The following is a 12,674-nucleotide window of genomic DNA, read 5'->3' on the forward strand; positions in this document are numbered from 1 at the left end:
GCCACCGCACCCCACCAGAGGAAGCCATGTCCCACCAGCACCCGCACCCGACCGCCACCCCCGGCGGGCCGCGACCGGCGTCCGGCCGCGTCCCGCTGTCCGTGCTCGACCTCGCGATCGTCCCCGAGGGGGCGACGGGCCAGGACGCGGTGCGCCGCGCCGTCGGGCTCGCGCGCGACCTCGACCGGCTCGGCTACCACCGCGTCTGGTACGCCGAGCACCACCTGTCGCCCGGCGTCGGCTCTGCGTCGCCCGCCGTGCTCGCCGCCGCCGTCGCGGCCCGGACCGAGCGCATCCGTGTCGGCAGCGGTGCCGTGCTGCTCAGCACGACGAGCCCGCTCGTCGCCGCCGAGCAGTTCGGGACGATCGCCGCGCTCCACCCGGGCCGCGTCGACCTCGGGCTCGGCCGCGCGTTCACGCCGCCGACGGGGGAGAAGGGGGCCGGGGCGCCGCGGCGGGGCCGGCCCGCCACCGGGCCGCGGGTCGTCGACGGGCTGTACGTGCCCGGCGCGCCGCCCGCCGACGTGAACGACTCCGTGCTGCGCGAACGCATCCTCGCGCAGAAGCGGATCGTCGGGGCGTCGCGCACCCCGGCGAGCTTCCGCGACGAGCTCGAGCTCGTGCTCGGGCTGCGCGCGGGGACCTACCGCGACGAGCGCGGGACGCCGTACGTGAGCCCGCCCGTCGAGGGCGCCGACTGGGACCTGTGGGTCCTCGCGTCGAGCGCGGGCGAGAGCGCGCGCGTCGCGGGCGAGCTCGGGCTGCCGCTTGCCGCGAACTACCACGTGGCGCCGTCGGCGACGCTCGACACCGTCGCCGCGTACCGCGAGGCGTTCCGGCCGGGCGTGCTCGACGAGCCCTACGTCGTCGTGTCCGCCGACGTGCTCGTCGCCGACACCGTCGAGCGGGCCCGCGAGCTCGCGACGCCGTTCGCGGACTGGGTGCTCTCCATCCGCAGCGGCGCCGACGGCGCGATCGCCTACCCGGAGCCGGGCACGTCGCCCGCGTGGGAGGAGCGTCCGGAGGCGGAGCGCGCGCTCGTCGCCGACCGCGTCGACACACGCATCGTCGGCGACCCCGAGACCGTCGTGCGGCGGCTCGAGACCCTGCGCCGCGCGACCGGCGCGGACGAGCTGCTCGTCACCACCGCGACCCACGACGCCGACGACGCCCGACGCTCGTTCGCGCTGCTCGCCGAGCACTGGTTCGCGGACGCCTCGGGCAGCGGAGACACCACGACCGCCACCCCCGACGTCGCACCCGCCCTCGCCGCCACCCGCTGACACCACCACCCCGCGAAGGAGACACCCATGACCACGACCCCGCCCCTGCGGGCCGCGACCGACGCCGCCGCCCAGGTCGCCGACGGCGCGCTGCTGATCGACGTGCGCTCGGCCGGCGGTCGCGCCGCGCACGGCGAGATCCCCGGCGCCACGCTCGCCGACCGCGACGACCTCGACGCCCTGTTCGGCCCCGCCGACGCCCCGGTGATCTCGCTCGACACGCCCGTCGTCGTCGTGTGCGGGTCGCCGAACGGCTCCGGGCCGGTGGCCGAGGCGCTCGCGCGGCGCGGGTACACGCACGTGTCCCACGTCGACGGCGGCTTCCCCGCGTGGAAGGAGGCCGGCCTCCCGGCGTCCGACCCGGTCGGGGCGGCCCCGGAGCCCGCCGCGCCCTCGGCGTCCGCGGCGTCGCCGGAGCCGACGGCGCCCGCCCGGGCCTGAGCCGGCGGCCGGACCGTGCACGTCCGGCCCCCGCACCACCGCACGACGCACCACCCGCACCGACACCACGGAGACCCTCATGCCCGTCGAGTTCCTCGGCATCGCCACGACCAACGACGCCTCGGAGACCACCGAGCGCACCACCGCCGCGTTCGACCCCGCCTACCTCGAGCGCCTCGTGCGCGCGCACGAGGACAACGGCTGGACGCGCGTCCTCTTCGCGTACGGCTCCTCCGGCCCCGAGCCCGCCGCGCTCGCCGCCTACACCGCCGCGCGCCTGCAGTCGATCGAGCTGCTGCTCGCGCACCGGCCCAACGTGTCCTACCCGACGTACGCCGCCAAGACGTTCGCGACGCTCGACCAGCTCTCCGGCGGGCGGCTCTCCGTCCACTTCATCACCGGTGGCAACGACCACGAGCAGGGCCGCGAGGGCGACACGCTGACCAAGGACGAGCGGTACGCGCGCACCCACGAGTACATCCGGATCGTCAAGCAGGCCTGGTCGAGCGCCGAGCCGTTCGACCACCACGGGCCGTTCTACGACTTCGACGACTTCGTGCTCGACGCCAAGCCGTTCGAGGGCCGCAGCCCGACCATCTCGTTCGGCGGGTCGTCGGACGCCGCGTTCCGCGTCGGCGCGACCGAGGCCGACATCTACGCCGTCTGGGGCGAGCCGCTCGACCGCACCGCCGAGCAGATCGCGCGCGTGCACGCCGAGGCCGCCGCTGCGGGTCGTGCGACGCCGCCCCGCATCCACGCCGCGTTCCGGCCGATCGTCGCGCCGACCGAGGAGCTCGCCTGGGAGAAGGCGCACCGCATCCTCGACCGGATCGAGGCGCGCAAGGCCGCCGCCGGGGGACAGCTCAGCCGTCGGCACCCGATCGACAAGCCCGAGAACGCGGGCTCTCAGCGGCTGCTCGAGATCGCCGCCCAGGGCGAGCGCTTCGACACCGCGCTGTGGACCGCGACCGCGAAGGCCACCGGCGGCGCCGGCAACTCCAACTCGCTCGTCGGCACGCCCGAGCAGGTCGCCGAGGCGCTCCTCGCCTACTACGACCTCGGCGTCCGCGTCATCTCCGCGCGCGGCTACGACCTGCTCGACGACGCGGTCGACTTCGGTCGCTACGTCATCCCCCTCGTCCGCGAGGAGGTCGCGAAGCGCGACGCCGCCGCCGCCGAGGCCGCCGCGGCCTGAGAGATCGGCAACCCCGCCCCGCTTCGGCAGCTCCGGTCGGATTCGGCACCTGCGGGTGCCGATCACGGCCGGAGCTGCCGAACGCGCCGGTACCGGCCCCCCGGACGACGACGAACAACAAGGAGAAGGACGTGCGGTTCCAGGTACTCGACATCGTGTTCAACCCGCCCCACCCCGTGACCGGGGAGGCGGTCGCGCCGTCCGACCGGTTGAACCGGGTCGTCGAGACGGCGGTGCTGGCGGAGGAGCTCGGGTTCGACTCGTTCGCGGTGGGGGAGCGGCACGCGGGAGAGGTGCTGTCGTCGGCGCCGACGGTGATCCTCGGCGCGGTCGCGGCGCGGACGTCGCGCATCCTGCTGAGCACGGGCGTCACGGTGCTGTCCCTGCTCGACCCGATCCGCGTCGCCGAGGACCTCGCGACGGTCGACCAGCTGAGCCGCGGGCGGCTGGAGATCGTCATCGGCAAGGGCAACGAGGTGCTGCAGTACCCGCTGCTCGGGCTGGACCTCGACAAGCAGTACGAGTACCTCCAGGAGAACTACGAGCTGCTGCGCCTGCTGCTGTCGGAGGAGGACGTCAGCTGGAGCGGGCGGCACCGCCACGCGCTGGAGCACGCGACGACGCTGCCGCGACCGTTCGCCGGGCCGTTCCGGATCTGGCACGGGTCGGCGACGTCGCGCTTCGCGGTGGACCTCGCGGCCCGGTACGGGGACCCGATCGTCAGCGCCAACGCGTTGCAGCCGCGCGAGAACTACCAGGTGCTCATCGACCGCTTCCGCGAGCAGTACGCGGCGCACGGGCACGACCCGGCGTACGGGTTCGTCGGGTCGGGCTCGGGCGGGCTGTTCCTCGCCGACACGACGGAGGAGGCGATCGAGCAGTACCGCCCGATCTACGAGGGCCAGGTCGCGGCGGCGGCGCGCCGGGGGTACGGGCCCGACGCCGTCGGGAAGGCACCGAGCTTCCGGACGGTCGAGGACGCCGTCGAGCGCGGGCCCGCGCTCGTGGGGTCGCCGGAGCGCGTGGCGGAGAAGATCCTCGACTACCACGCCTCGTACCGGCACGACCTGCAGTCCGTCTCGGTGAACCACCTGATCCCCGCGGCGCAGCAGGAGGACGTGCTGCGCCGGTTCGCGGAGGAGGTCGTGCCCGTCGTGCAGGCCGAGGTGAAGACGGACCTGTGGAGCCCGGCCGACGCCCGCCGCGCGGCGGGGTTCACGGCGGCCTGACGAGGCATCCTCGACGCCACGGCCGGTTCGCTCTTCCTCGAGCTGGGCGGCGCGGATGATGGAGGAGGCTGCGCTGCGGGCCCGGCGGCAGGCTGAGAACACCCCTGCTGAAGAGGCCGACGGTGTAGCGTCGCGTCCCGGGCGCAGCTCCGGTCTCGACGCAGGCTCTCGCACTCACGCCGCCCTTCCTTGACGCGACGACCCCTCCGCGAGGTGCGCCATGACGACCCACTACTCGCTCGACGCGTTCTTCGGCTCGTTCTTCCACCAGGACTGGGAAGAGGACTACGGGAGTCCCGCAGGTGCTCTGGCGCGTTTCCTGGACCTGGTCGGCCCCAGCAGGTACGACGGACTCGTCGACGAGATCGACAGCACCCTGGACCGCTACCGTTCCGACGAGCAGGTCGTCGAGTGGATCAACGGCCGGCTTCATGCCGAGCTCTATCGCGAGGCCGTGGGAATGCCGCTGCGCGACTGGCTCCTCGTGGTCCGGGGAGAAGTGACGGCGAGAATCACCGCATCAGATCTTGACGGTCCCTGAGGAGTTTCGCTCTCTCGGTCTCTCGCGTGCCGGCTACGGTCGGCGGGCCTGATCGCGACGGCTCCGGTGGCGCGTCGTGCTCGGCGTGCCGGCGCACGTCCGGGCGTCGACGACGTCGCTGTCGACGCCCGTGGCGCGCGCTTCGCTGTCGGTGGCGTCGCGGCGGTCCGTGCTGCCGCAGGTCGGGCGCCCGTCCGAGCGCGCCCGGTCCGTGGCGCCACCCCACCTCCCGAGTCGCCCTTCCCGGCGCGGTGACACGCGAGACGGCCGCGACTCGCGTCGTCTCGGCGGAAACAACCGTCCGTCTGGCGGGACGGCCGTCTCGATACTTGACTCAACCGGTCGAGATTGTCTTTCCTGCTCCCAGGTGACGAGCGTCAGCACGTAGGCCCGGCTCGCTGACCAGCAACCCTTCGACGTGACGGGGTGCTCCGGGAACGACCTGACCGCGCCGCTCCCGCGGCGCGGTAAGCACGGCACCCCGGTGGGCACCCCCGCCGCGCCGGCCCTGGGCCCGCCGCGGACGACCACCGGCGCCGGACGACCGCCGGTCCTCAGCCGGCACACGAGGAGAGCAGCACGACATGATCCCCACACCTCACCGACGCCGGTCCCTGACCGTCGCCGCGGCGGCCGCCGCGACGGGCCTCCTGCTCAGCGCGTGCGCGGGCGGCGGCTCCGGCGCGTCCGACGGCGACGGGTCGCCCAGCCCGTCCGGCGAGCCCGTGACGGGCGGCGACCTGACGTTCGCCCTCACGGTCGACTCGCACTGCATCGACCCGCAGCAGGTCGGCAACAACGACGCCATCGCGGCGGCCCGCCAGACCGTCGCGTCGCTCACGGCGCAGGACCCGGAGTCGGGCGAGATCCTGCCGTGGCTCGCGGAGAGCTGGGAGGTGAACGACGACGCGTCGAGCTACACGTTCCACCTGCGCGACGACGCGACGTACGCCGACGGCACGCCGATCGACGCCGAGTCGGTGAAGACGAACTTCGACGCGATCGTCGCGCTCGGTGCGACGGCGTCGCTCGGGTCGCAGTACCTCGTCGGCTACGAGGGCACGACCGTCACCGACCCGCAGACCCTCACGGTGGACTTCGCGGAGCCGAGCGCGCAGTTCCTCCAGGCGACGTCGACGTTCTCGCTCGGCCTCCTCGCCCCGTCCTCGGCCGACCTGAGCGTCGAGGACCGCTGCGCCGGGAAGTTCGTCGGCTCCGGCCCGTTCTCCGTGAAGTCGTACACGCAGGACCAGGAGATCGTGCTCGAGAAGGTCGCGGGCTACGCGTGGGGCTCGGAGGCGAGCGACCACCAGGGCGAGGCCTACCTCGACACGGTGACGTTCAAGGTCATCCCCGAGGCGAGCGTGCGCAGCGGCAGCCTGCAGTCGGGGCAGATCGACGCCACGGCCGCGATCTCGACCGTCGACCTCCCGCAGTTCGACGGGAACGGGTTCTGGCTCGAGTACCGCGCCAACCCGGGCGTCGTGTTCAACCTCTTCCCCAACGAGTCGAGCCCGCTCGCGGGCGACGAGGCCGTGCGGACGGCGATCCTCCAGGGCATCGACCGCGAGCAGATCGCGGACACCGTGCTCAGCGCGCAGGACGAGCCGGCCACGAGCGTCCTGTCGCACTCGACGCCGCTCTACGAGAGCGTCGCGGACGAGCTCGCCTACGACCCCGAGGGCGCGAAGAAGATCCTCGACGACGCGGGCTGGGTCGAGGGCGCCGACGGCGTGCGGGAGAAGGACGGCCAGAAGCTCTCCACGACCGTGACGTTCTGGCAGGTGCCGGAGCCGCTCGAGCTGGTCCAGCAGCAGCTCGCGCAGATCGGCGTGGACCTCCAGCTCCAGCACGTGACCGTCGCCGAGTCGCAGGCGATCAAGGAGAGCGGCGACTTCGACTTCGACTACTACAACCTCACGCGCTCCGACCCGGACGTGCTGCGGACGATCTTCTCGGCGAACGCGCGCAACATCAACCAGCGTGACGCGGAAGAGGTCGACGACCTGCTCGACGCGTCGGCCGCGGCGACCGACCCGGCCGAGCGGCAGGAGCTCGTCACGGAGGCGTCGCGCCTGCTCGTGCAGAAGGGGCACGCGATCCCGGTCTACGAGCTCTCGACGACCATCGCGGCCGCCGACACGGTCCACGGCCTGACGTTCGAGGCGTCGTCGCGCCTCGACTTCTACGACGCCTGGGTCACCCAGGGCTGACCCGCCGGGCCCGCCTGCCCGACGCCGCGGCGTCGGGCAGGCAGGCATCCCCCAACGAAGGAGGCCGACCATGGGCCGGTACGTCCTGCGTCGCGCCGGGCAGGGCCTGTTCGTGCTCTGGGCGGCGTTCACCATCTCGTTCTTCGTCCTCTACCTGCTGCCCAGCGACCCGGCCGCGCTCATGGCGAGCGGCGGAGGCGAGGCGGACCAGGTGGACCCCGCGCTGCTCGACGCCCTGCGCGCCCAGTACGGCCTCGACCGGCCCGTGCTCGTGCAGTACGCCGACGCGCTGTGGCACGCACTGCGGCTCGACTTCGGGACGTCGTACGCGTCCGGGGCGCCCGCGACGCAGCTCGTGCTCCAGGCGCTCCCGGAGACGCTCCGGCTCACGGCCGCGGCGCTCGTCCTCGCCGTCGTGGCGGGCGTCGGCATCGCGATCGCGAGCACGTTCCCGCGCGCGGCCTGGCTGCGCCACGCGCTCGCGTCGCTCCCTCCGCTCGGCGTCGCCCTGCCGCCGTTCTGGCTGGGCCTCCTCCTGCTGCAGTGGTTCTCCTTCCAGCTCCCGCTGTTCCCCGCGATCGGCAACCAGGGCGCGATCAGCCTCGTGCTGCCGGCGATCACGCTCGCCGTGCCGGCGAGCGCCGCGCTCGCCCAGGTGCTCGCGCGGAGCCTGCGCGGGACGCTCGGCGAGCCGTACGTCGAGACGGCGCGCGCCAAGGGCGCGAGCCGCGCGCGCGTGCACTTCGGCCACGCGCTGCGCAACGCCGCGATCCCCGCGCTGACCGTGCTGGGGGTCGTCGTGGGCGGGCTGCTCGGCGGCACGGTCGTCACCGAGACGGTGTTCTCGCGCGCGGGCCTGGGACGGCTCACGGTCACGTCGGTGGACGCGCAGGACATCCCCGTGGTGCAGGCGGTCGTCGTCCTCTCGGCGCTCGTGTTCGTGGTCGTCACGCTCGTGGTCGACCTGCTCTACCCCCTGCTCGACCCCCGGATCGACGCACGACAGAAGGCGGTGGCCGCATGAGCACCAGGCCGGGAGTGCGCATCGTGCTCCGGGACGAGGCCCGGGTCGCGGACCGTGCCGCGGTGGCGGACGCGCCGCCGGCGGGCGCGCTCGCCCCCGACGCCCCGCCCGCCGACGCGCCCGAGGGGCGCACGCCCGCGGAGATCGAGGTCGAGGACCGCGAGGACGCGCGCGCGATCCTGCGGCACGGCCGCGTGCGGACCCGGGGCACGGCGGGCCGGTGGCGGCGCGGGGCGCGGTACGCCGTGCGGCGTCCCGGGCTGGTCGTCGCCGTGCTCGTCGTCCTGCTCGTCACGGCGTGGGCGGTCGTCCCGCAGCTCTTCACGGCGTACGACCCGCTGACGGGCGTGCCCGCGGACCGGCTGCAGCCGCCGTCGGGCGCGCACCTGTTCGGCACCGACCACCTGGGGCGGGACGTGTACGCGCGCGTCGTCCACGGCGCGTCGGCCTCGCTCGGCGCGACCCTCGTCGCGGTCGCGGTCGGGCTCGTCGCCGGGTCGCTGCTCGGCCTGCTCGCGGGGTTCGTGCGCGGGTGGGTGGACGACGTCGTCGGCCGGTTCGTCGACGTGCTGCTCGCGATCCCCAGCATCCTGCTCTCGCTCGCGATCATCACGGCGCTCGGGTTCGGGACGGTCAAGGTCGCGATCGCCGTCGGCATCACGAGCGTCGCGACGTTCGCGCGCGTCATGCGGGCCGAGGTCCTGCGCACCTCGACGTCGGTGTACGTCGAGGCGGCCCGCGCGTCGGGGGTGCGCTGGTACGGCGTGCTGGGGCGCCACGTGCTGCCCAACTCGACGGGACCGGTGCTCGCGCTCGTCGCGCTCGAGCTCGGCACGGCCGTGCTCGCCATCTCGGCCCTGAGCTTCCTCGGCTACGGGACGCCGCCGCCCGCGCCGGAGTGGGGGTCGCTCGTCTCGGGCGGGCGCGACTACCTGGCCACCGCGTGGTGGCTCACGACCATGCCGGGCCTCGTGATCGTCGCCGTCGTGCTGTCGGCGAACCGCATCGCGCGGGCCCTGGAACGGACCGGAGGGGACGCATGACCGCCACGACGCCGACCACCCAGGAGCGTCCCGGCCCGACGTCGGGCGAGGCGCCCGCGCTCGAGATCCGCGGTCTGGAGGTCGCCTACCGCACGCGCGACGGCGGCTCGTACGCCGCCGTGCGCGGCGTCGACCTCACGGTCGGGCCGGGCGAGGTCGTCGCGCTGGTGGGCGAGTCCGGGTCGGGCAAGAGCACGACGGCGCACGCGGCCCTGCACCTGCTCGCGCGCGGGGGCGAGGTGACGGCAGGGACCATCCGCCTCGGCGGCCGCGACGTCGGACGGCTCTCCGAGAAGGAGTGGCAGCAGGTGCGGGGCCGCGACGTCGGGCTCGTGCCGCAGGACCCGACGGTCTCGCTCAACCCCGTCACGCGCGTGGGCGACCAGGTCGCGGAGGTGCTCGTCATCCACGGGCTCGCGCGGCGCAAGGAGGCGCGCGAGCGTGCGGTCGAGCTGCTGCGCCAGGCCGGGATCGACGACCCGGAGGCCCGCGCGCGGCAGTTCCCGTCGCAGCTCTCCGGCGGGATGCGCCAGCGCGTGCTCATCGCGATCGCCGTCGCGGCCCGGCCGCGCCTCGTCGTCGCGGACGAGCCCACGAGCGCGCTCGACGTGACGGTCCAGCGCCGCATCCTCGACCACCTCGACGGACTCGTGCGCGACCTCGGCACCGCCGTCCTGCTCATCACGCACGACCTCGGCGTCGCGGCGGACCGCGCCGACCGGATCGTCGTTCTCGAGCACGGGGTCGTCGTCGAGGAGGGCACCGCCGAGCAGGTGCTGCACGACCCACGCCACCCGTACACCCAGCAGCTCATCGCGGCGGCGCCGAGCCTCGCGAGCTCGCGCCTCGTCGCGGGTGGCACCCCGGAGGCGGTGCCGGGCGACGGCGTCGTCCCGCGCGCCGAGGCGAGCCGCGCCGTCGGTCAGGAGATCGCGGTGCCCGACGCCGCCGGCCCGGACACCGCGAACGCGCCCGTCCTCGCGGTGCGGGACCTGCGCAAGGAGTTCACGCTGCCGCGCGGGTCGGCGCACCGGACGCTCGTCGCAGTGGACGGCGTGAGCCTCGCGGTCGGGCGCGGCGAGACGTACGCGCTCGTGGGGGAGTCGGGGTCGGGCAAGAGCACGACGGCGCGCCTCGCCCTCCGGCTCGAACGGCCCACCGCGGGCACGGTGGAGTTCGCAGGCGAGGACGTCACGACGGCGCGCGGCGAGCGGCTGCGGTCGCTGCGCCGCGGCTTCCAGGTGGTCTACCAGTCCCCGTACGCGTCGCTCGACCCGCGGTTCACCGTCGAGCAGATCGTCACCGAGCCGCTCCGGGCGTACCGGGTCGGGTCGCCGTCCGAGCGGGCGGACCGGGCGCGTGCGCTCGTCGAGGACGTCGCGCTCCCACCCGACGTGCTCCGCCGGGGACCGCGCGAGCTCTCGGGCGGGCAGCGGCAGCGCGTCGCCATCGCGCGGGCGCTCGCCCTGAACCCGGCGCTCGTCGTGCTCGACGAGCCCGTCTCGGCGCTCGACGTGTCCGTGCAGGCGCAGATCCTCGAGCTGCTCGTGCGGCTCCAGGCCGAGCACGGGCTCGCGTACCTGTTCATCTCGCACGACCTCGCCGTCGTGCGGCAGGTGTCCGACCACGTCGGCGTCATGCACCGCGGGCGCGTCGTCGAGCAGGGGGCGGCCGAGCAGATCCTGATCGACCCGCAGGAGGAGTACACGCGGGAGCTCGTCGCGGCCATCCCCGGCCGCCGCGCGCACCAGGGGCGCACCGCGAAGTAGAACGGCCCGTCGCGAGGTAGAGCACGACGTGCTCTACCTCGCGACGGGCCGTTCTACCTCGCGGCGGCGGGCCGGGTCAGGCCTCGCGGTTCTCCGAGGAGAGGAACCAGGCCTGCTTCTCCAGGTCCGCGATGATCTCGTGCAGGATGTCGGCGCTCGTCGGGTCCTCGGCGTCCACGTCGTCGTGCACGGCGCGGACGACCTCGACCGTCTGCGCGATGCGCTCGACGACCGCGTCGACGGTGTCGCCGACCGACACGAGGCCGGCCGGGTACGGCGAGAGGTCCGTCGTCGTCGCGACGGTCTCGGTGCGGCCGTCGGGCACGACCTGGAGCGCGCGCATGCGCTCGGCGACGGTGTCGCTGTGCTCGCGCGCGGCGTCCACGACGTCGTCGAGCTGGAGGTGCAGGTCGCGGAACCCGCGGCCCGTGACGTTCCAGTGGGCCTGCTTGCCCTGGACGTGCAGGTCGACGAGCGCGACGAGCACGCGCTGCAGGTGGGCGCGGAGCTTCTCCGACGCCTCGAAGCGGGCCGTCGTGCGGTGGATGGTGGGTGCGGACATGGTGCTCCTCGCTCTCTCGGGGGTCGCCCGGAATCGTGCGGCGGTCACCCGGCTTCCGTCGGTGCCGTTCACTTGAACGATTCCAGACTAGGTCGCATTCCGCGCGCCCGCCAGCAAGGAGAGGCGTGCCTGACCTGCGGCGGGGCTCGTCCCGCGGCACGGCGCGTCACGTCCTCTCGCCAGGTGAGAGGACGGCGTCCGCCCTTGCCCCCGGCGGCGCGCGGTGGTCCGCTGGGGCCATGACCGACACCTCCCGGACCCCCGCCCCCGGCACCCTCCCGTCGCGCACGCTCGGCACCGGCGAGGCGGCGCTCGCCGTCTCCGCCGTCGGGTTCGGCGGCATGTCCGTCACCGACGCCTACGGCCCCGCGGACGCCGCGGAGGCGGAGGCCGTGCTGCGCCGCGCGCTCGAGCTCGGTGTGACGCTCTTCGACACGGCCGACGTCTACGGTCACGGCCGCAACGAGGAGCTGTTCGGCCGGGTCCTCGGGCCGCACCGGGACGAGATCGTCCTCGCGTCGAAGTTCGGGCTCCCGCCCGCGGGCGGCCACCCCGACGGGCGTCCGGTCGACGGCCGCCCCGAGTACGTCCGTGCCGCGGTCGACGCGAGCCTGCGCCGCCTCGGCACCGACCGCCTCGACCTGTACTACCTGCACCGTGTCGACCCCCAGGTGCCGATCGAGGACACGGTCGGCGCGCTCGCCGGCCTCGTGGAGGCCGGGAAGGTCCGCGGCATCGGTCTCTCGGAGCCGTCCGCCGCGACCGTGCGCCGCGCGCACGCCGTGCACCCCGTGACGGCCGTGCAGAGCGAGTACTCGCTGTGGACGCGCGACCCGGAGGACGAGGTGCTGCCGACGCTGCGCGAGCTCGGGGTCGGCTTCGTGCCCTTCTCGCCGCTCGGCCGGGGCATCCTCACCGGGACCGTGGACGCCACCGACGGCTTCGCGGAGGACGACGTGCGCCGCGCCCACGCCCGGTACGCCGGCGAGGCGTTCGAGCACAACCGCGGCCTCGTGCGCTCCCTGGAGCAGCTCGCCGCGGAGCGCGGCGTCACGACGGCGCAGCTCGCGCTCGCGTGGCTCCTCGCGCAGGGCGACGACGTCGTCCCGATCCCGGGGACGAAGCGCGTCGCGTACCTGGAGCAGAACGTCGCGGCGGCCGCGGTCGAGCTCACGCCGGACGACGTCGCGACGATCGGCGCGGCGATCCCGCGCGCGGCCGTCCAGGGCGTGCGGCACCCGCAGCCGGACCTCCTCGACGGCTGACCCGCCGCGCGGGCCGGCGGCGAGGACAGGTGGCCGCCCACCCTGCCTCGCGGGGCCGGGGAGACCTAGACTGGAGAGGTCCTGTGGGTCTCCCCGCGCAGAGGTCGGC

11 protein-coding genes and 1 riboswitch are annotated in these 12,674 nt (G+C 74.6%); of the genes, 10 read left to right on the top strand and 1 reads right to left on the bottom strand.

Going from position 1 to position 12,674, the window contains the following annotated elements; all coding sequences use genetic code 11:
• Positions 1–26: 26 nt before the first annotated feature.
• From ACI769_RS05650 to ACI769_RS05690, 9 genes are all read left to right on the top strand, one after another.
• Positions 27–1,283, top strand: a complete 1,257-nt coding sequence (locus ACI769_RS05650) for an LLM class flavin-dependent oxidoreductase (protein ID WP_409141311.1) — start codon at positions 27–29, stop codon at positions 1,281–1,283.
• Between the two features lie 27 nt (positions 1,284–1,310).
• Positions 1,311–1,724: a rhodanese-like domain-containing protein gene (locus ACI769_RS05655; RefSeq protein ID WP_043660061.1), complete on the top strand. Its 414-nt coding sequence runs from the start codon at positions 1,311–1,313 to the stop codon at positions 1,722–1,724.
• 79 nt (positions 1,725–1,803) lie between these two features.
• Positions 1,804–2,919, top strand: coding sequence for an LLM class flavin-dependent oxidoreductase (locus ACI769_RS05660; RefSeq protein ID WP_409141312.1), 1,116 nt, complete (start codon positions 1,804–1,806; stop codon positions 2,917–2,919).
• Positions 2,920–3,050: 131 nt separating this feature from the next.
• On the top strand, positions 3,051–4,148 hold the full coding sequence (locus ACI769_RS05665) for an LLM class flavin-dependent oxidoreductase (protein WP_137279745.1): 1,098 nt from the start codon (positions 3,051–3,053) through the stop codon (positions 4,146–4,148).
• 220 nt (positions 4,149–4,368) lie between these two features.
• Positions 4,369–4,689, top strand: a complete 321-nt coding sequence (locus tag ACI769_RS05670; RefSeq protein WP_171467412.1) for a contact-dependent growth inhibition system immunity protein — start codon at positions 4,369–4,371, stop codon at positions 4,687–4,689.
• Between the two features lie 366 nt (positions 4,690–5,055).
• A riboswitch (SAM riboswitch) is annotated at positions 5,056–5,169 on the top strand.
• 104 nt (positions 5,170–5,273) lie between these two features.
• Entirely contained in the window at positions 5,274–6,902 is a 1,629-nt protein-coding gene (locus tag ACI769_RS05675) for an ABC transporter substrate-binding protein (protein WP_391513930.1), read from the top strand.
• A 70-nt stretch (positions 6,903–6,972) separates the two neighbouring features.
• Positions 6,973–7,926 (top strand): ABC transporter permease, encoded by a 954-nt coding sequence (locus ACI769_RS05680; protein ID WP_409141313.1) that lies wholly within the window; start codon positions 6,973–6,975, stop codon positions 7,924–7,926.
• Complete coding sequence (locus ACI769_RS05685) at positions 7,923–8,969, top strand: ABC transporter permease (RefSeq protein ID WP_409141314.1); 1,047 nt, start codon at positions 7,923–7,925, stop codon at positions 8,967–8,969. Before ACI769_RS05680 ends, ACI769_RS05685 begins: the two co-directional genes overlap by 4 nt.
• Entirely contained in the window at positions 8,966–10,738 is a 1,773-nt protein-coding gene (locus ACI769_RS05690; protein ID WP_409141315.1) for a dipeptide ABC transporter ATP-binding protein, read from the top strand. The genes ACI769_RS05685 and ACI769_RS05690 overlap by 4 nt, the downstream gene beginning before the upstream one ends.
• A gap of 76 nt (positions 10,739–10,814) precedes the next feature.
• On the opposite strand, the gene ACI769_RS05695 is transcribed toward ACI769_RS05690, so the two are convergent.
• Entirely contained in the window at positions 10,815–11,300 is a 486-nt protein-coding gene (locus tag ACI769_RS05695) for a Dps family protein (protein WP_051028364.1), read from the bottom strand.
• 239 nt (positions 11,301–11,539) lie between these two features.
• On the opposite strand from ACI769_RS05695, the gene ACI769_RS05700 reads away from it, so the two are divergent.
• On the top strand, positions 11,540–12,565 hold the full coding sequence (locus ACI769_RS05700; RefSeq protein WP_114554006.1) for an aldo/keto reductase: 1,026 nt from the start codon (positions 11,540–11,542) through the stop codon (positions 12,563–12,565).
• Positions 12,566–12,674 lie beyond the last annotated feature (109 nt).

Source organism: Cellulosimicrobium sp. RS (assembly GCF_046159675.1).
Lineage (GTDB): Bacteria > Actinomycetota > Actinomycetes > Actinomycetales > Cellulomonadaceae > Cellulosimicrobium > Cellulosimicrobium funkei.

What these genes read in the sequence shown, in the direction of transcription:
- ACI769_RS05660 (WP_409141312.1), top strand. Translation starts at nt 1,804, where the DNA reads ATGCCCGTCGAGTTCCTCGGCATCGCCACGACCAACGACGCCTCGGAG.
- ACI769_RS05700 (WP_114554006.1), top strand. Translation starts at nt 11,540, where the DNA reads ATGACCGACACCTCCCGGACCCCCGCCCCCGGCACCCTCCCGTCGCGC.
- ACI769_RS05655 (WP_043660061.1), top strand. Translation starts at nt 1,311, where the DNA reads ATGACCACGACCCCGCCCCTGCGGGCCGCGACCGACGCCGCCGCCCAG.
- ACI769_RS05670 (WP_171467412.1), top strand. Translation starts at nt 4,369, where the DNA reads ATGACGACCCACTACTCGCTCGACGCGTTCTTCGGCTCGTTCTTCCAC.
- ACI769_RS05685 (WP_409141314.1), top strand. Translation starts at nt 7,923, where the DNA reads ATGAGCACCAGGCCGGGAGTGCGCATCGTGCTCCGGGACGAGGCCCGG.
- ACI769_RS05650 (WP_409141311.1), top strand. Translation starts at nt 27, where the DNA reads ATGTCCCACCAGCACCCGCACCCGACCGCCACCCCCGGCGGGCCGCGA.
- ACI769_RS05695 (WP_051028364.1), bottom strand. Translation starts at nt 11,300, where the DNA reads ATGTCCGCACCCACCATCCACCGCACGACGGCCCGCTTCGAGGCGTCG.
- ACI769_RS05690 (WP_409141315.1), top strand. Translation starts at nt 8,966, where the DNA reads ATGACCGCCACGACGCCGACCACCCAGGAGCGTCCCGGCCCGACGTCG.
- ACI769_RS05680 (WP_409141313.1), top strand. Translation starts at nt 6,973, where the DNA reads ATGGGCCGGTACGTCCTGCGTCGCGCCGGGCAGGGCCTGTTCGTGCTC.
- ACI769_RS05675 (WP_391513930.1), top strand. Translation starts at nt 5,274, where the DNA reads ATGATCCCCACACCTCACCGACGCCGGTCCCTGACCGTCGCCGCGGCG.